This is a genomic window from Streptomyces sp. NPDC030183 (genome assembly GCF_055573455.1).
The window spans coordinates 73,893-91,350 of sequence record NZ_JBVIBK010000010.1; the positions used below are offsets into that span (position 1 = coordinate 73,893).

Here is a 17,458-nt window from a genome sequence, read left to right on the forward strand (position 1 = left end):
TACCTTTAGGCAAATCCATAATCGATCACAGTGAACGGAAGGAAGGACATGGCGCGCGTGGGGCTCACCCCGGAACGCCTCGTCCGGGCGGGCGCGGAGCTGGCCGACGAGGTCGGCTTCGACGAGGTGACCGTCTCGGCGCTGGCCCGGCGGTTCGACGTCAAGGTGGCCAGCCTGTACTCGCACGTGCGCAACTCCCATGACCTGCGGACCCGTATCGCCCTGCTCGCCCTGGAGGAACTCGCCGACCGGGGCGCCGCCGCGCTCGCCGGACGGGCCGGGAAGGACGCGCTGGCCGCCATGGCGAACGTGTACCGCGACTACGCCCGAGAACACCCCGGTCGCGCCGCCGCCGCCCGGATGCGGCTCGACCCCGAGACGGCCGCCGCGAGCGCGGGCGTCCGGCACGCCCGGATGACCCGGGCCATCCTGCGCGGCTACGACCTGGAGGAACCGGACCAGACCCACGCCGTCCGGCTGCTCGGCAGCTTCTTCCACGGCTACGTCAGCCTCGAACTCAGCGGCGGGTTCAGCCACAGCCTGCCCGACTCCGAGGAGACCTGGACCCGGCTGCTGGACGCCCTCGACGCCCTGCTGCGCAACTGGCCCGCGCCCTCCGCCCCTTGACCCCCAGGTTCCGCCCCTCGACCCCAGGTGAGGCATGCACCCCGACGACCACTGGATCAGCACCCCCCTCACGGCCGATCTCCTGCGCGGCGCCCTCGACCTGGAGCGCACCGAGCACGGCGTGCTCCCGCACCGGCTCCCCGCCCAAGCCCGCGCCCAGTGCGCCGACCCCCAACTGGCCATGGCGGAGGCCCAGCCCTCCGGTGTGCGCCTGGCGTTCCGCACCCGCGCGACCACCGTCGAGCTCGACACCCTGCCCACCAAACGGAACTACGTCGGGGCCCCGCCCCGCCCGGACGGCGTCTACGAGCTGCTGGTCGACGGTGTCCTGACGGACCGGGGGAGCGTCACCTCGGGCCACACGTTCACCATCGACATGACGGCCGGCACCACCGAGAGCGAACCGGGCGCCCCGGGCACCGTCCGCTTCACGGACCTCCCCGACACCGACAAGACCGTCGAGATCTGGCTCCCGCACAACGAGACCACCGAACTCGTCGCGCTGCGCACCGACGCCCCCGTGGAACCCGCCCCGGACCCCGGCCGCCGGACCTGGCTGCACCACGGCAGCTCGATCAGCCACGGCTCCGACGCCACCGGCCCCACCGGCATCTGGCCCGCGCTCGCCGCCGCCCTCGGCGATGTCGAACTCCTCAACCTGGGCTTCAGCGGCGGCGCCCTGCTGGACCCGTTCACCGCCCGCACCATCCGTGACACCCCCGCCGACCTGATCAGCCTCAAGATCGGCATCAACATCGTCAACCACGACCTCATGCGCCTGCGGGCCTTCGCCCCCGCCGTCCACGGCTTCCTCGACACCATCCGCGACGGCCACCCCACGACGCCCCTCCTCGTCGTCTCGCCCATCCTGTGCCCCATCCACGAGACGACCCCCGGCCCCTGCGCCCCCGACTTCACCGGCATCGGCGAGGGCCACCTACGCTTCCGCGCCTTGGGCGACCCCGGGGAAGTGCCCCTGGGCAAGCTGAACCTCCAGGTGATCCGGGCCGAACTCGCCCGCCTGGTCGCCGACCGGGCGAAGAGCGACCCGCACCTCCACCACCTGGACGGCCGGGACCTCTACGGCGAGACCGACACCGAGGCCCACCCCCTGCCCGACGACCTCCACCCGGACGCCCGCACCCAGGAGCTCATCGCCCACCGCTTCGCCGCCCGTGCCTTCGCGGAGGAGGGTCCCTTCGCGGCGAAGAGCCCCTTCGGACCCTGAAGGGCCGCAGCCCCCTGGCCGACCCCGCCCACCCCATGGATAAAGTGCCCCCATGCGCGATCTAGGGGTGGGTTTCCAGTATCTCGTCCAGGGCCAGAAGTGGGTGGCCCGGCACGGCAGGCAGTACGGCTTCGGACTGATCCCCGGCCTGATCACCCTGGTCCTCTACCTGGCCGCCCTCACCGCACTTGCCGTGTGGGGCCCGGACTTCGTCGCCTGGGCCACCCCGTTCGCCGACGACTGGTCCAGCCCCTGGTCCGGCCTCTTCCGCGGCCTCCTCACCGCCGTCCTGCTCGCGCTCGCGCTCCTCCTCTCCGTCGTGACGTTCACGGCCATGACCCTCCTCATCGGCCAGCCCTTCTACGAGAACCTCTCCGAGAAGGTCGACCGGGACGTCTCGCCCGACGGCACCGCGCCGGAGTCCGGCCTGCCGTTCTGGCGGGAACTGTGGATCTCGGCCCGGGACAGCCTCCGCATCGTCGTCAGGGCGGCCCTGTGGGGCGTCCTGCTCTTCGCCCTGGGCTTCGTCCCGTTCATCGGGCAGACGGTCGTCCCCGTCATCGGTGTGTTCGTGACCGGCTTCTTCCTCACCGAGGAGCTGACGGCCGTCGCCCTCCAGCGCCGCCGTGTCGAGGTCCGCGACCGCCTCCGGCTGCTCCGCTCCCGCAGGACCCTGGTCTGGGGCTTCGGCACCCCGCTCGCCCTCGCCTTCCTCGTCCCGTTCGTCGCCGTCTTCCTCATGCCGGGCGCGGTCGCGGGCGCGACCCTGATGGCCCGCGACCTCCTGGGCGAGGAGACGACCGACGGCGACGGCGACCACGACGACAACGACGGCCGGAGCGCCGGCGGCCCCGGCGGCGGCCAGGCGCCCCGGCCCCGGTCGGCGGACCCCTGGACCAAGCCCCGGGCGCGGTGACCGCCGGCGCGGTTCACGACGCGTCCGCGGCCACCCCCACGATGGCCCGTACCTGCGCGATGATGTCCAGCCGGTTCCGCACGAACACGGGGTCGGTGACCGCCCCGGTCGCCGGATCGGTGTTCCCCGTCCCGAACTGCAGCACCGGCGTGTGCACATGCCCGCCCGGCAGCGAGTCGCGCAGGCCCAACCGGTCCCGCAGCAGCGTCGCCCGGTAGGCGATCTCGTTGGAGAGGTAGTCACCGCCGCCCCCGGCCCTGGCGGTCGAGCCCGCGGTCGGCCCCTGCGGCCGTACGACCGCCGTCGTGCCGCCCGCCGGTATCTCCGTCACGCTCGTGTTGTCGTACACCGGGAAACGCCCCGTGCTCGCGGCGACGATGTCCGCGTACGGCAGGGTCGTCGACGTCCACTGCGGCTGGGTGGCGGGGTCTGTCACCGGGATGGTCCCGGTGCGCGCGACGTTGTCGTTGTCCGGGAAGCCGCCCCGCCAGGCCCCGTTGGTCCGCTCGACGTCGAAACGCCCGACCCGGCCCTGGCTGACGGTGGCGAAGAGGTCCACCCGGGGCAACTGCCGCCGCAGGGCGCGCTCCACCGTCCCCTCGGCGAAGTCCTGCCAACGGACGGGGAAGACGGCGGTCTCGATGCGCGCCGGGCCGTCGGCGGTCCGGATCACCGTGCCGTCGAGCGCGAGAGCCGTCGCCCCGGAGGGGTTGGAGATCCGGATGTCCCGGTCCAGCGTGAACGGATCGAACCCGGTGACGAGGATCCGCTTCGGCGCCTTCCCGTCCGGGGAGCGGGGATAACTGATCGCGTCCTGGCCCCGCGATGCCTGCTCCAGCCGCCCCAGCAGCGAGGCCCGTCGGGCCTCGCTCAGCCCGAACGCCGGTGCCCACTCCCGCACTTCCCGTGTCATCCCCAACCGGGCCCAGTACAGCGGCCGGTCGTCGTCCCGGCTGAGGTCGCCGCCCGCCGGCCCCCGCCCCTGCGCCCGGTCCACCGCCCGTGTCCACAGCCGCGACCCGTGCCGTACGACGATCCGCTCGGCCTGCGCGTACGACCGTGCCCCCGCCAGGTCCCTCTCCAGCTCGGCTGCCACACCGTCGAATCCGGACCGCCGCAGAATCTCCTGGGGCACCGCGCGGTTGAGCCGCTGCTCCTCGACGGTGAGCGCCGCCGGAACCGGGTCGGGAGCCGAGGCCGAGGCGGAGCCGGGAAGGCCGAGCCCCGCGAGCAGGGCCACCAGCCCCACCGCTCCCCGCGCACCGGCCCTGCCGCGCCGCCCCGACCTGAAACCGAGTCCCGTCGAAAGAAGTCCTGTGGAATGCAAGGGAGTTCGCGTCCTTCCGTAGCTGCGGCGCGAGCGCGCCGCGGGGGGGTGTGGCCCGGACCGCGGCAGTATCGCGTGACGGAAGGGACGCACGCCATGCCGCGTGCCGTACGGGCCGACCGGTTCTCGGCCCTCCGCTCCTCCCCGCCCGCCCTGTGCTCCCCGTTCTCCCCGGTCTCCCCGAGCAGGGTCAGGAAGTCGCGGAACGCGCCCGGCATGTCGACGCCGCCCGGGTCCCGCAGCCCCTGGTACCGCAGCCTGGCCCGCTCGATCGGGGACCACCGCGTCGGCGCGAGGATCGAGGCGTCACCCGGAGCTCTTACGCGCGCACCCCGAACCCGTAGACCGTCTCCGAGCGGTAGACGTCACCCGGCCGCAGTTCCGTACTCGGGAACCGCGGCCGGTTCGGCGAGTCGGGGAAGTGCTGTGTCTCCAGGGCGATCCCGTTACCGGGCCCGAACGGCCCCTGAAGATGGTCCGCCGTGTAGAGCTGCATCCCCGGCTCGGTCGTCGCCACGGTCAGCACCCGCCCCGACCCCGGATCGCACAGCTCCGCCACCGCCTCCGCCGTCGCGGTGACCCCCTTGTCCAGCACGAAGTTGTGGTCGTACCCGGCGCCCACCGTCCGGGCCGCCCGGAAGTCGAACCGCGTCCCCGCCACGTCGGCCGGCTCACCGGCCGGTATCAGGTCCGCGTCCACCGGCGTCACCCGGCCCGCGTCGATCCGCAGCTCGTGCCCGCCCGCGTTCCCGGAGGCCGCGCCGGCCAGGTTCCAGTACGAGTGGTTGGTGAGGTTCACGACGGTCGGCGCGTCGGTCACCGCCTCGTAGGCGATCCGCAGCGCGCCACCGCCGTCGCCGTCGTCCTCCAGTGTGTACGTGACGGACACCTCCAGCCGCCCCGGGAAGCCCTCCTCCCCGTCCGGGCTGACCCGCGACAGCCGCACCCCGCCCGCGACCGCCTCCGCGTCCCACACGCGCTTGTCGAAGCCGAGGGGGCCGCCGTGCAGGGAGTTCGGCTCGTTGTTGCGCGCCAGCCGGTACTCCCGGCCGTCCAGCACGAACCGTCCCCGGGCGATCCGGTTGGCGTACCGCCCGATCAGCGCCCCGAAGAAGGGCCCCTGGTTCCGCAGGTACCCGTCGAGGTCCGCGAACCCCAGCACCACGTCCGCCGCCCGCCCGTCCCGGTCCGGGACCTCCACGGACTGCACGACACCGCCGTACGTCAGGACCCGCACCCGGATGCCGCCCCGCTCCAGCGTCCAGCGGTGCACCGGCGTGCCGTCGGAAAGTGTGCCGAAAAGTTCACCCATGAGCGGAACCCTAGGTCACCGCTCTTTCGCACTGACGATCCGGTAGGCGATCTCCGCCAGCCGTGCCTGGCCGTCGACACTGGGGTGGAACCAGTCCCACTGGCTGAGCTGGGCCTGTCCGAAGCGGTAGTCGAAGACCGCGTCCCCGTCGTACCGGCAGTAACGGTCGTCGGCGCACACCTCCCGCAGCACGCCGTTGTACGCCTCCACGCGGTTCTGCACGGCCTCCCGCCGCTCGGACGCCGCCGTGGTGAGGACATCGGGGTCGGCCAGCATGGACGGGCAGATGCCGAGCTTCCAGACCTGTTTGCCGAGCGGGTTCGTCCGGCCCTCGGACCACAGCCGCTTCAGATCGGGCACGCTCGCCACGAACACCTGCGCCTTCGGCAGGCTGTCGCGCAGCGTGGCCATCGCGTCCTCGAAGTCCGCGCGGAAGTCCTCGACCGGCGTCATCTCGTCGGCGGTCGCCCGGCACGCGTCGTTCGCGCCGATCATGACCGTGACCAGCTCCGGCTTCCGGGTCACCGCCCGCGCCACCTGGCTCGGCAGGTCGGCCATGCGGGCCCCGGTGACCGCGTAGTTCCAGCTGTGCTCGGCCGCTCCGGTCCGGCCGAGCAGCCGTACGGCGAGACTGTCCACCGAGGCGTCGCTGCCGGTCGCCCAGGACACCTCGGGGCAGTCCGACAGCACCTTGCACGCGTCGAAGCCACGGGTGATGGAGTCCCCGACGGCCACCAGCGACCGAGGGGTGCTGTCCCACGCGGGGGTCGGCGACGCGGAGGGCCGGGCCTTCGCGCCGGTGCCCTCGGGGCCGGGGGAGCTGCCACCGGTGGCGTCGCAGCCGGTCACCGCCAGCAGCGCGGCCGCCAGCACGGCACCGGACACCGCCCTCGAACGGTGGCGTCGCTTCCGCATCCCCTGGTCCCCTCTTCGGTCATCCCCATGCAAGTTCCCACCCATGACAACGCGCCGGGGTTCCCGACACGGAGGGCGGCCGTGGCGGATGTGACGGACGACGCAACTGATCCAGCCATTCCGGACGTCCCCTCAGATGGCTGGAGTCTTACGGGGGCCCACCCCCCAACGGCCCAGCCGAAGGGTCGGACACGCGTCCCGCCGGGTGAAACCGCGCCGCTTCCCGGCGCCGGCTCCGACGGTACGTCACACTCCCCGCCCCGGCGCACGGTAGCCTCGGCCCGTGGCCGCTCCGCCACCGCCGTTCCGTCAAACTGCAAGACGTCCCGCTCTGTGGAGGCCCCGGTGACGACACGTGGAGTTCTGTACGTGCACTCCGCGCCGCGCGCGCTGTGCCCGCACGTCGAGTGGGCCGTCGCGGGCGTCCTGGGCACCCGGGTGAACCTCGACTGGATCCGCCAGCCGGCCGCGCCGGGCACCTGGCGCTCGGAGTTCTCCTGGCAGGGCCGGGCCGGCACCGCCTCCCAACTCGCCTCCGCGCTGCGCGGCTGGCACCTGCTCCGCTTCGAGGTCACCGCCGAGCCCTGCCCCACCGCCGAGGGCGAGCGCTACAGCTGCACCCCCGACCTGGGCATCTTCCACGCCGTCACCGGCATCCACGGCGACATCCTCATCCCGGAGGACCGCCTGCGCGCGGCCCTGACGAGATCCCAGCACGGCGAGACGGACCTGGAGGCGGAGATCGCCAGGCTCCTCGGCAAGCCCTGGGACGACGAGCTGGAACCGTTCCGCTACGCGGGCGAGGGCGCCCCGGTCCGCTGGCTCCACCAGGTCGTCTAGACGCCGAGACGCGGCCACTGACGCCGAATGGCCCGAACTCTTCGCAGAGTCCGGGCCATTCGCCGTTGACGAGGGTGTCAGATCGTCCTGAACGCCAGCACCACGTTGTGGCCACCGAAGCCGAACGAGTCGTTCAGCGCGGCGATCCGGCCCTCCACGGGCAGCTTGCGGGCCTCACCGCGCACCACGTCCGCGTTGGCCTCGGCCTCCGGGTCCAGGTCGTCGACGTTGATCGTCGGCGGAGCCACCCGGTGGTACAGCGCGAGGACCGTCGCGACGGTCTCCACACCACCGGCGCCGCCCAGCAGATGCCCGGTCATGGACTTCGTACCGGAGACGGCCATGTGGTCGGCGTGGTCGCCGAACACCTTGCGCAGCGCCTTCAGCTCGGCGATGTCACCGGCCGGCGTCGACGTGGCGTGCGCGTTGACGTGCACGATCTCCGCCGGGTCCAGGTCGGTGCGGTCCAGCAGGTTCTGCAGGGCGTGGGCGATGCCCCGGCCCTCCGGCTCGGGCTGCACGATGTCGTGGCCGTCGGCGGAGATGCCCTGCCCGACCGCCTCCGCGTAGACCCGGGCCCCGCGCGCGGCGGCGTGCTCCGCGGACTCCAGGACCACGACGCCGGCGCCCTCACCGAGGACGAAGCCGTCCCGGGCGGTGTCGTACGGACGCGACGCGGCCTCGGGGTTCTCGTTGTTCTTGGACATCGCCATCATGTTGCCGAACGCGGCGATGGGCAGCGGGTGGATCGCCGCCTCGGTACCGCCGGCGACCACGACGTCGGCACGGCCGGTACGGATCATCTCGATGGCGTAGCCGATGGCCTCGGCGCCCGACGCGCAGGCGGAGACGGGGGTGTGCACACCGGCACGGGCACCCACGTACAGACCGACGTTGGCGGACGGGCCGTTGGGCATCAGCATGGGCACGGTGTGCGGGGAGACGCGGCGTACGCCCTTGTCCTTCAGCACGTCGTACTGGTCGAGCAGCGTCGTCACGCCGCCGATGCCGGAGGCGATGACCGCGCCGACCCGGTCGGCGTCGACGGTGCCGTCGTCGGTGGAGGTCTCGGTGTAACCGGCGTCGGCCCACGCCTCCTTGGCCGCGATCAGCGCGAACTGCGCCGAGCGGTCCAGCTTGCGGGCCTGCGGCCGGGGGATGACCTCGATCGGCTCGACGGCGATCTGTGCCGCGATGCGGACCGCCTGCTCGGCGGCCCAGTCCTGCTCCAGGGGACGGACGCCGGACCTGCCGGCGATCAGTCCCTCCCAGGTGGAAGTCGCGTCGCCACCCAGCGGTGTGGTTGCGCCGATACCGGTGACGACCACGGTGCGATTGGTCGAATTCACGGGAATGTTCTCCAACGGTTACGAGGATTCAGCGGCGCCACCGCCGGGTGGCGGGGCAGTCGGACTGGTTCCGGGGATCGGGCGGCCGGAGCGACCGGCCCGATCCCGGCGGATCAGGCCTGGTGCTTGAGGATGTAGTCGGTCGCGTCGCCGACGGTCTTGAGGTTCTTGACGTCGTCGTCCGGGATCTTGACGTCGAAGCGCTCTTCGGCGGCGACGACGACCTCGACCATGGACAGGGAGTCGACGTCCAGGTCGTCGGTGAAGGACTTGTCCAGCTGGACGTCCTCGACCGGGATGCCGGCGATCTCGTTCACGATGTCGGCGAGACCGGCGACGATCTCTTCCTGAGTGGCGGCCATGTCAGGCGCTCCTTCGTAGATATCCAGAGGGTTGGCGTCCGCCGCGTCAGCGGCAGGTGTTGCTGTACCGCACCGGATCGCAAGATCCGGAACGGTTGCCTAGGGGAGGGTAACGACCGTCGCTGCGTACACGAGACCCGCCCCGAAGCCGATGACGAGCGCGGTGTCGCCGCTCTTCGCCTCTCCGGTCGCCAGGAGCCGCTCCATCGCGAGCGGGATCGAGGCGGCCGAGGTGTTGCCGGTGGTGCGCACATCACGGGCGACCGTGACGTGCTCCGGCAGCTTGAGTGTCTTCACCATCGAGTCGATGATCCGCTCGTTGGCCTGGTGGGGGATGAAGACGTCCAGGTCGTCCGGGCTGATCCCGGCCGCGTCCAGCGCCTGCTGGGCGACCTTCGCCATCTCGAACACGGCCCAGCGGAACACCGCCTGGCCCTCCTGGGTGATCGCGGGGAACTTGACGTTGCCCTCGCTGTCCACCGGGAGCTGGGCGACGTCGCCGATCCGGTACTCGTTCCACGGCACCGTCTGCTTGATCGTTCCGGCCTTGTCGCCCTCGGAGCCCCAGACCGTGGGGCCGATGTGCGGCTCCTGGGAGGGGCCGACGACGACCGCGCCGGCGCCGTCACCGAAGAGGAACGCGGTGGCCCGGTCCTCCAGGTCGGTGAGGTCCGACAGCCGCTCCACGCCGATGACGAGGACGTACTCCGCGGAGCCCTCGACGACCATGCCCTTGGCGAGGGTCAGGCCGTAGCCGAAGCCCGCGCAGCCCGCGGAGATGTCGAAGGCGGCGGCCTTCGCCGTGCCGAGCTTGTCGGCGATCTCCGTGGCGACGGCCGGGGTCTGGCTGAAGTGCGAGACGGTGGAGACGACCACGGCGCCGATCTGCTCGGCGGTGATGCCGGCGTCCGCGATGGCCTTGCCGGACGCCTCGATCGACATGGCGGCGACGGTCTCCTCGTCGTTCGCCCAGTGCCGGGTCTCGATGCCGGAGCGGGAGCGGATCCACTCGTCGGAGGAGTCGATCCGCTCCAGGATCACGTCGTTGGGCACCACACGGACCGGGCGGTAGCCGCCGACGCCGAGGATGCGTGCGTACGGGGCGCCCTTGCTCGGCCTGATCTTCGACATTGCTGTCTGGCTCCTAAGGTCTCAGGCGCCCGCCGCGTCAGCGGCAGGTGTCGATGTCTCGGCGATGAGCTCACGAGCGGCGTCGAGGTCGTCGGGGGTCTTCAGGGCCACCGTCTTCACGCCGGGCAGCGCGCGCTTGGCGAGACCGGTGAGCGTACCGCCGGGGCAGACCTCGATCAGACCGGTCACGCCCAGCTCCTTGAAGGTCTCCATGCACAGGTCCCAGCGGACCGGGTTGGCGACCTGGCCGACCAGCCGCGAGAGCACCTCGGCGCCCGTCGCGACGGCCCGGCCGTCCTTGTTGGAGACGTACGTGACGGTCGGGTCCCCGGGCGTCAGGGCCTCGGCGGCCTTGGCCAGGGTGTCCACGGCCGGGGCCATGTGGTGCGTGTGGAAGGCGCCGGCGACCTTGAGCGCCACGACCTTGCGGACGCCCTCGGGCTTGTCCTCCGCCAGGGCGGCCAGCTGCTCCAGGGTGCCCGCGGCCACGATCTGGCCCGCGCCGTTCATGTTGGCCGGGGTCAGCCCCAGCTTCTCCAGGTGCGGCACGGTCGTCTCGGGGTCGCCGCCGAGCAGCGCGGACATCCCGGTCTCGGTGATCGCGGCGGCCTCGGCCATCGCCAGACCCCGCTTGCGCACGAGGGTCAGCGCGGCCGTGTCGTCGAGGACACCGGCGAAGGCGGCGGCGGTGATCTCACCGACGCTGTGGCCCGCGACCGCGCCGGGGGAGACGTCCCCGAGGGCGGCGGCGGACAGCAGTCCGGCGGCGACCAGCAGCGGCTGGGCGACGGCGGTGTCCCGGATGTCGTCGGCGTCGGCCTGCGTCCCGTAGTGGGCGAGGTCGAGCCCGATGGCGTCCGACCACGCGGCGAGGCGGTCGGCGGCACCGGGGAGTTCGAGCCAGGGGTTCAGGAAGCCGGGCGTCTGGGCGCCCTGGCCGGGAGCGACGAGTACGAGCACTCTCACACTCTCTCTTGGGGACGGCCGAGGCCGCCCGTGAGGACAGGGACGAAGAACAGCAGGGCCTTTTGTAGCCCTTCGACAAAACCCTAGAGCTGGTGATCCCCATCGACCAGACGCCCCAGGATCAACGCGATCCGCAACGTGAACGCAGAGCGTACATCGGAGGGCGACCAGCCGGTGACGTCAGTCACACGTCGAAGCCGGTAGCGCACGGTGTTGGGATGGACGAACAGCATCCGCGCCGCACCCTCCAAACTGGACGCCTGTTCGAGATAGACGCTGAGTGTCTCCAGGAGCGCGGAGCCGGCCTCCTCCAGCGGTCTGTAGATCTCCTCCACCAACTGCTCGCGCGCACTGGGGTCGCCCGCGATCGCGCGCTCCGGCAGCAGATCGTCCGCCAGCACGGGCCGGGGCGCGTCCTGCCAGGCGGAGCATGCCTTGAGCCCCGCGGCCGCCGCCTGCGCGGACCGCGTCGCGGCCAGCAGGTCGGGCACGATCGGCCCCGCCACGACCGGGCCCGCCGCGTACGGGCCGATCAGCGACCTCGCCACCTGCAAGGGGTCGTTGCTGCCGCCGGCGATCACCACGAGCCGGTCGCCGAGCACACCCGTCAGCACCTGGAGCTTGGCGTGCCGGGCCGCCCGGCGGATGGCCTCCACGGTCAGCTCGCTGTCGCCGTCGGGGGCCGTGCCGAGGACCACGCACACATGCTCCGGCGAGTTCCAGCCGAGGGCGGCGGCCCGGCTCACCGCGCCCTCGTCGGCCTCGCCGCTGAGCACCGCGTTCACGACCAGGGACTCCAGGCGGGCGTCCCACGCGCCCCGGGCCTCGGCGGCCTGCGCGTACACCTGGGCGGTGGCGAAGGCGATCTCCCGCGCGTACACGAGCAGCGCCTCGCGCAGCACGCTCTCGTCGCCGGGGGCCGCGACCTCGTCGATCGCGGACTCCATGACCTCGATGGTCGTCCGCACCATCTCGACGGTCTGACGGAGCGTGATGGCCCGGGTCAGCTCGCGCGGCGCGGTCCCGAACACGTCCGTCGAGATCGCCTGGGGGGCGTCCGGGTGCCGGAACCATTCCGTGAACGCCGCGATACCCGCCTGGGCGACCAGCCCGATCCACGACCGGTTCTCGGGCGGCATCGCCCGGTACCAGGGCAGCGTCTCGTCCATCCGAGCGATGGCCTGCGCGGCGAGGCTTCCGGACGACTTCTCCAGCCGCTTCAACGTCGCGGAGTGCGCGTGGACGTACGGTGCGGTCTCGGACTTCCTGGCTTCTGGTTCGGGCACGGGACCAAGAGTGCCTTATCGCCGCGCCCGCTTGCGTCGTAGGGTGCGTGAGCTGGGGGTGCGCGTCAGCGGGGGCCGCGCCCTGGGGCCCCCGCGCCGCCGGCCGGGGCTACCGTGGGGGCGTGATGGACGTAAGGCGCGCCGACGAGCGCTACCCGGGCGGAGACCCCTCGGCGGGTATCTCCTCCTTCCACGCGTTCTCGTTCGGGGCGCACTACGACCCGGACAATCTCCGGTTCGGGGCGGTCATCGCGTGCAACGAGGAGCGGCTCGCGCCGGGCGCCGGGTTCGACGAGCACCCGCACAGCCACACCGAGATCGTCACCTGGGTCGTCGAGGGCGAGCTGACCCACCGCGACACCACCGGCCACGAGACGGTGGTGCGCCCCGGCGACGTCCAGCGCCTCAGCTCGGCGGGCGGCGTACGCCACGTGGAACGCAACGACGGCACCGGCCCCGTGACCTTCGTGCAGATGTGGCTGGCCCCGCTCGACCCCGGCGGCGACCCCGCCTACGAGATCGTCCGCGGCATCGCCGACTCCACCCCGTACGCCGTCCCGGAGGCCGCCGCCATGCTCCACGTACGGCGCCTGACCGAACCGGGCGAGCGCACCGCCGTACCGGACGCGCCTCGCACATATGTCCACGTCATCCGCGGCGCGGTCCGCCTCGGGCCGCATGAACTGGGGCCCGGCGACTCGGTACGGGCGGAGGACGAGAAGGGGCTGGAGCTGGTCGCCGTCACTGCCACCGTCGAGGTGCTCGTGTGGGAACTGGCGGAATGAAAGCGGTCAGCTGTCGCTGCTCGGTTCCTCTGCGTTGCGCCACAGCGTGATGTTCAGCGTGACGTAGTCGCTGGGGTCGGACTCCGGCGCCAGGCCTTTGAACGTAATCAGGGCGATATGCCCTGAACGGGAGTGCACGCACATCTGGGAACCCTCGGTGATCTGTGAGAGTGAGACGTTCTTGGCATACCTCGTCTCGTTGCGGCAGGTCTTGAGCGAGCCCTGTTGCGCATTGTTCAGCAGGACGATCTTCTCACCACTACTACCCAGGACTGCTGACTCGTCTTCGGACACGTACCACTTGTCGTCGTAGAAGATGTCGCTGGCGTCATTCGCCCACGCGTCGCCGGAACCGTCCAACGGGTTGAGAGGCGAGTCGGAGAAGCGGACGAAATAGCCTTTGGGGATGTCGACACCCTTGTACGTAAGCGGCTTCGGGTCGGGCAGCGGCTTGGCGCTGGTGTTTCCGGAGCCGCTCGCGGAGTCGTCCGACGAGCCGTCGAACGACTGGATGAACGCCGCGCAGCCACCGAGCCACATCAGGACGGACAGGGTCGCGACGCCGATGGCGAGCCACTTGCCGACGCTGTTCCTGGGCGGCGGAAGGGGAAGGGGGCGCGGCGGGGGCTGCGGGTGCCACATCTGCGGCTGTTGCGGATACGGCGTCCGGTGTGTCGGCATGGGGTTCGGCACCGGCTGCGCGACATAGGCGATGGGCTGGGGCGCGGGCGGGGTCGCCGGGGCGGCACGCCCGGCGTACATGGTCGGCGCCGCGTGCACCGGCGGCGCGGCCCGGTCGGCGGCCCCGACGTCCTGCTGGGTCACCGGGGCTGTGGGCGGAGCCGGCGGGAGCACGCGGGTCGGTGGCTCCGCTGCCGTGGTCCCCGCCGCCAGCAACTCCGCCGACGCCGAGACCCGGCGCGTGATGTCGGCGTCGATCGCCTCCGGCAGCCAGGTGCCGGACTGGACCAACGGTTCGGGCGAGGCCTTCTGGCACAACGCGATGACCTCTTCCGGCGAGGGCCGGTCCTCGGGGTTCTTCGCCAGGCAGCGCTCGACGAAGCCGAGTTCGCCGGGGAGTCCGGAGAGGTCCGGCGCCTCGTGGACGATGCGGTACAGCACGGCGTGCGAGGGCCCGTCGCCGTACGCGCCGCTGCCCCGCCCCGCGTACGCCGCCACCTGGCCCAGCGCGAACACGTCCGACGCGGGCGTGATGGGCTTGCCGGCCGCCTGCTCGGGGGACATGAACGCCGGGGTGCCGATGGACACGCCCGTGCCGGTGAGGGCGGTGGCGTCGGCGGCACGCGCGATGCCGAAGTCGATGACCCGGGGGCCGTCGGAGGTGAGCAGCACGTTGGTGGGCTTGAGGTCGCGGTGGACGATGCCGGCCGTGTGGATGACCTTCAGCGCTTCCGCGACCCCGGCGAGCAGCAGCAGGACGGAGGTGACCGGCAGCGCGCCGTGCTCGGCGACGGCGGAGTGCAGCGACGGACCGGGCACATAGGCGGTGGCCAGCCACGGCCGGTCGCCCTCGGTGTCGTAGTCGATGACCGGAGCGGTGTACAGGCCCTGCACCCGCTGGGCGGCCTGCACCTCCTGCCGGAACCGGCGGCGGAATTCGGGATCCTCGCTCAGTTCCCGCCGGATCGTCTTGAGGGCGATGGGGTGCCCGCCGGGTGTGTACGACAGATAGACCGTGCCCATGCCGCCCGAGCCGAGGCGGGCGGCGAGCCGGTAACCCGCCACGGTTTTCGGATCGCTGTCGTCCAGGGGACGGAACTGCCCGCCCACTCGTACCTCGCCCATCGTCTCCCCCGAGGTTCCGCGTCTGCTGTGGCGTGTGTGCATGGGGAGGTTATCCGAGTGGATCAACAGCCTTCTCGGAGGGCGCAGTTATCGTGCGTCCCGGCGAGCACCGTGTCCGGTGCGCTCTACCGGCGCAGCGCGTCCACGAAGGTCCGCCAGGCGTCCGGGCCGACGAGCAGGACGGAGCCACCGGCGTTCTTGCTGTCGCGCACGGGGACCGCGCCGGGGAAGCCGTCGGCCACCTCGACGCAGTCGCCGCCGGTGCTTCCGCTGAAGCTGGACTTACGCCACCGTGCTTTCGTCAGGTCGGGGCTGTGCTCCATAACGCTCCTCCATCACACGGGTGATCAACGCCGCCGAAGCCTCAACGGACAGAGCGGCGGCCTGGAGATGAGCGTAACGGCGTGCGGCCTCCCTGATGGCGGCCGGGTCGGCTGTCATATGGCCGGAGATGAGGTCCTCCGTGTAGATGATGTCCGGGTCGTCCTCGAAACGGAGGAGGTTGAACGCCCCGTCCAGACTCGCGTGTTCACCCGCCACGTTCGGCAACACCTGCACCCGCATCCACCGGTGCCCGGTGAACTCCAACAGCCGGGCCAGTTGCCCCCGCATGACCTCGCGGCCACCGATGGGCCGGTGCAGCACCGCCTCGTCGAGGATCGCCCAGGCCAGCGGCGGCTGCTCCCTCTCCAGGATGCGCTGGCGCTCCATCCGGGCCGCGACCAGGCTGTCCAGGTCGTCCGGCATGCCGGTGGCCAGTACCGCCCGCGCGTACTCCTCCGTCTGCAACAGGCCGTACACCACCTGCGCCTGGTACGTGGAGATGTAGGTGGCCTTCGCCTCCATCTCCGCGTACGGCTGGAACCAGCTGGGCAGTTGGCTGCGCAGCACGAGGCCGATGAGCCGGGAGAAGACGCCGTCCGTGCCGAGTGCCGCGTCCACCCGCTCGGAGAATTCGCGGGTGGGCACCTTCTTCGTGGTTTCGATCTGTCCGATCAGCGAGCCCGTGCAGAAGATGATGTCGCCGAGCTGGCTTTGCCTGAGGCCGTGTGCCTCGCGCTGCCGGCGGAGCTCCCAGCCGTAGTAGTCGAGTGGGGAAGCGCTGGGATCGAGCGATTGGATGTTGGCCACTACGGTGCCTCCGGCCTCCAACGCCTCGCGGCGTTCGTCTCGTTGCGTGATCGAGCGTAAGCGAAGCGTCGCGCCTCGGTGGTGTGAATCACGCAATCGTCCCGCCGGTGCCGGGGCATACCTCAGCCCCGCGACTCCGTGAGTACCGCGTCCGTGAACGGTGTCCACGCCTCGATCGCCCACGGGCCGAACGCCCGGTCCGTCAGGGCGACGCAGGCCAGGCCCGCCGCCGGGTCGATCCACAGGAACGTGCCCGACTGACCGAAGTGGCCGAAGGTGCCGGGCGACGACGCCGTCCCGGTCCAGTGCGGGGACTTGGAGTCCCGGATCTCGAAGCCGAGGCCCCAGTCGTTGGGGTTCTGGTGTCCGTAGCCCGGCAGCACGCCCTTCGTGCCGGGGTACTGCACGGTCATCGCCTCGGCGACCGTGCGCGGGTCGAGCAGCCGGGGCGCCTGCACCTCGGCGGCGAACCGGACGAGGTCGTCGACGGTGGACACGCCGTCCTTGGCCGGTGACCCGTCGAGGGTGGTCGCGGTCATCCCCAGCGGCGCGAGCACCGCCTGCCGGAGGTACTCGGCGAACGGGATGTCCGTCGCCTTCGCCACATGGTCCCCGAGCACCTCGAACCCGGCGTTGGAGTACAGGCGCCGCTCACCGGGCGCCGACATCGCCCGGTGCTCGTCGAAGGCCAGCCCCGAGGTGTGCGCCAGCAGATGCCGTACGGTCGCCCCCGCGGGCCCGGCCGGTTCGTCCAGCTCGATCGCCCCCTCCTCGTACGCGACGAGCACCGCGTACGCGGCGAGCGGCTTGGTGACCGAGGCCAGGGGGAAACGGTGTCCGGTGGGGCCGTGCGACCCGAGGACGGTGCCGTCCGCCCGGACGACGGCCGCGGCGGCCGTGGGGACCGGCCAGTTCTCGATCTGGGCGAGGCTCTGCAAGGACATGCGGATGAGCCTATGCGGGCCCGAGGAGCAGACGCATCGAGGGGTCCGTGTCCCGGGTGAACCCCATCGACGCGTAGAGCGGCTCGGCGTCCGGCGACGCGGTGAGCATGACATACCCGGCGCCCCGTTCCCGGAACCAGTCCAGCAGCTCCTCCATGCACGCGCGGGCGTACCCCCGGCGGCGGGCGTCCGGGTCGGTGGCGACGCTGAAGACGTACCCGATCAGTCCGTGCGGATTGCCGGCCCGCCCGATCCGGTACTCCAGCGCCCCGGCGACCAGCGCGGCCAACGTGCCCGCCCGTCCGGGGAAGTCGACGACGAACGCGGCGAACCGGCCGTCGGGGCGGGCGAGTTCGGCGGTCAGTGAGGGCAGTGACGCGGCGTGCCAGTCCGTGGCGCCGGGCGTCCCGGCCAAGGAGTCGATCATCACCTGACGCAGCCGGAGCACTTCCGCCGCGTCCCCGTCCGTGGCACGTCGTACGAGACCCATGCCCCGCACGCTAGCCAGCGGGCTCATGTCACGTCCTCATGTT

General features: G+C 71.8%; 18 protein-coding genes. 5 read left to right on the forward strand and 13 right to left on the reverse strand.

What is annotated here, in order from left to right; translation table 11 throughout:
• Positions 1-48 precede the first annotated feature (48 nt).
• From ACZ4Z2_RS14080 to ACZ4Z2_RS14090, 3 genes are read left to right on the forward strand one after another with little or no spacing between them, the layout of a single operon-like run.
• Positions 49-627, forward strand: a complete 579-nt coding sequence (locus ACZ4Z2_RS14080; RefSeq protein WP_468075964.1) for a TetR/AcrR family transcriptional regulator — start codon at positions 49-51, stop codon at positions 625-627.
• 34 nt (positions 628-661) lie between these two features.
• Entirely contained in the window at positions 662-1,855 is a 1,194-nt protein-coding gene (locus ACZ4Z2_RS14085) for an SGNH/GDSL hydrolase family protein (protein ID WP_468075612.1), read from the forward strand.
• A gap of 52 nt (positions 1,856-1,907) precedes the next feature.
• A complete protein-coding gene (locus ACZ4Z2_RS14090; RefSeq protein ID WP_468075614.1) occupies positions 1,908-2,771 on the forward strand; it encodes an EI24 domain-containing protein in 864 nt (287 codons plus the stop codon).
• A gap of 13 nt (positions 2,772-2,784) precedes the next feature.
• On the opposite strand, the gene ACZ4Z2_RS14095 is transcribed toward ACZ4Z2_RS14090, so the two are convergent.
• The 3 genes from ACZ4Z2_RS14095 to ACZ4Z2_RS14105 all read right to left on the reverse strand — a co-directional run bounded on the left by ACZ4Z2_RS14095 (position 2,785) and on the right by ACZ4Z2_RS14105 (position 6,325).
• Complete coding sequence (locus ACZ4Z2_RS14095; RefSeq protein WP_468075616.1) at positions 2,785-4,020, reverse strand: pyroglutamyl-peptidase I; 1,236 nt, start codon at positions 4,018-4,020, stop codon at positions 2,785-2,787.
• Between the two features lie 397 nt (positions 4,021-4,417).
• Complete coding sequence (locus ACZ4Z2_RS14100) at positions 4,418-5,410, reverse strand: aldose epimerase family protein (protein ID WP_468075618.1); 993 nt, start codon at positions 5,408-5,410, stop codon at positions 4,418-4,420.
• Positions 5,411-5,425: 15 nt separating this feature from the next.
• Positions 5,426-6,325 carry an SGNH/GDSL hydrolase family protein gene (locus tag ACZ4Z2_RS14105; protein WP_468075620.1) on the reverse strand — a complete coding sequence of 300 codons (900 nt, stop codon included), beginning with the start codon at positions 6,323-6,325 and terminating at the stop codon, positions 5,426-5,428.
• A gap of 345 nt (positions 6,326-6,670) precedes the next feature.
• Here ACZ4Z2_RS14105 and ACZ4Z2_RS14110 point away from each other — a divergent pair, with 345 nt between their 5' ends.
• Positions 6,671-7,165: a DUF3145 domain-containing protein gene (locus ACZ4Z2_RS14110; protein ID WP_468075622.1), complete on the forward strand. Its 495-nt coding sequence runs from the start codon at positions 6,671-6,673 to the stop codon at positions 7,163-7,165.
• A gap of 77 nt (positions 7,166-7,242) precedes the next feature.
• Here the strand turns inward: ACZ4Z2_RS14110 and ACZ4Z2_RS14115 are convergent, their stop codons facing one another.
• The 5 genes from ACZ4Z2_RS14115 to fasR form a co-directional block, all read right to left on the reverse strand.
• Positions 7,243-8,514 carry a beta-ketoacyl-[acyl-carrier-protein] synthase family protein gene (locus ACZ4Z2_RS14115; protein WP_468075624.1) on the reverse strand — a complete coding sequence of 424 codons (1,272 nt, stop codon included), beginning with the start codon at positions 8,512-8,514 and terminating at the stop codon, positions 7,243-7,245.
• 113 nt (positions 8,515-8,627) lie between these two features.
• Positions 8,628-8,876, reverse strand: coding sequence for an acyl carrier protein (locus ACZ4Z2_RS14120; protein WP_007381745.1), 249 nt, complete (start codon positions 8,874-8,876; stop codon positions 8,628-8,630).
• Between the two features lie 99 nt (positions 8,877-8,975).
• Positions 8,976-10,007 carry a beta-ketoacyl-ACP synthase 3 gene (locus ACZ4Z2_RS14125; protein ID WP_468075626.1) on the reverse strand — a complete coding sequence of 344 codons (1,032 nt, stop codon included), beginning with the start codon at positions 10,005-10,007 and terminating at the stop codon, positions 8,976-8,978.
• A 21-nt stretch (positions 10,008-10,028) separates the two neighbouring features.
• The gene (locus tag ACZ4Z2_RS14130; RefSeq protein WP_468075628.1) at positions 10,029-10,967 is read right to left on the reverse strand and encodes an ACP S-malonyltransferase; all 939 of its coding nucleotides are present in this window, start codon (positions 10,965-10,967) and stop codon (positions 10,029-10,031) included.
• Between the two features lie 89 nt (positions 10,968-11,056).
• A complete protein-coding gene (gene fasR, locus ACZ4Z2_RS14135) occupies positions 11,057-12,259 on the reverse strand; it encodes a fatty acid biosynthesis transcriptional regulator FasR (protein WP_468075630.1) in 1,203 nt (400 codons plus the stop codon).
• A 125-nt stretch (positions 12,260-12,384) separates the two neighbouring features.
• On the opposite strand from fasR, the gene ACZ4Z2_RS14140 reads away from it, so the two are divergent.
• Positions 12,385-13,044, forward strand: coding sequence for a pirin family protein (locus tag ACZ4Z2_RS14140; RefSeq protein WP_468075966.1), 660 nt, complete (start codon positions 12,385-12,387; stop codon positions 13,042-13,044).
• Positions 13,045-13,050: 6 nt separating this feature from the next.
• Here ACZ4Z2_RS14140 and ACZ4Z2_RS14145 read toward each other — a convergent pair whose 3' ends face one another.
• The 5 genes from ACZ4Z2_RS14145 to ACZ4Z2_RS14165 form a co-directional block, all read right to left on the reverse strand.
• Entirely contained in the window at positions 13,051-14,850 is a 1,800-nt protein-coding gene (locus ACZ4Z2_RS14145) for a serine/threonine-protein kinase (protein WP_468075968.1), read from the reverse strand.
• Between the two features lie 125 nt (positions 14,851-14,975).
• Complete coding sequence (locus ACZ4Z2_RS14150) at positions 14,976-15,173, reverse strand: DUF397 domain-containing protein (RefSeq protein ID WP_468075632.1); 198 nt, start codon at positions 15,171-15,173, stop codon at positions 14,976-14,978.
• Positions 15,133-15,981, reverse strand: a complete 849-nt coding sequence (locus ACZ4Z2_RS14155) for a helix-turn-helix domain-containing protein (protein WP_468075634.1) — start codon at positions 15,979-15,981, stop codon at positions 15,133-15,135. The genes ACZ4Z2_RS14150 and ACZ4Z2_RS14155 overlap by 41 nt, the downstream gene beginning before the upstream one ends.
• Positions 15,982-16,103: 122 nt before the next feature.
• Positions 16,104-16,925: a serine hydrolase domain-containing protein gene (locus ACZ4Z2_RS14160; protein WP_468075636.1), complete on the reverse strand. Its 822-nt coding sequence runs from the start codon at positions 16,923-16,925 to the stop codon at positions 16,104-16,106.
• A 10-nt stretch (positions 16,926-16,935) separates the two neighbouring features.
• Positions 16,936-17,415, reverse strand: coding sequence for a GNAT family N-acetyltransferase (locus ACZ4Z2_RS14165; RefSeq protein ID WP_468075970.1), 480 nt, complete (start codon positions 17,413-17,415; stop codon positions 16,936-16,938).
• Positions 17,416-17,458: the final 43 nt, after the last annotated feature.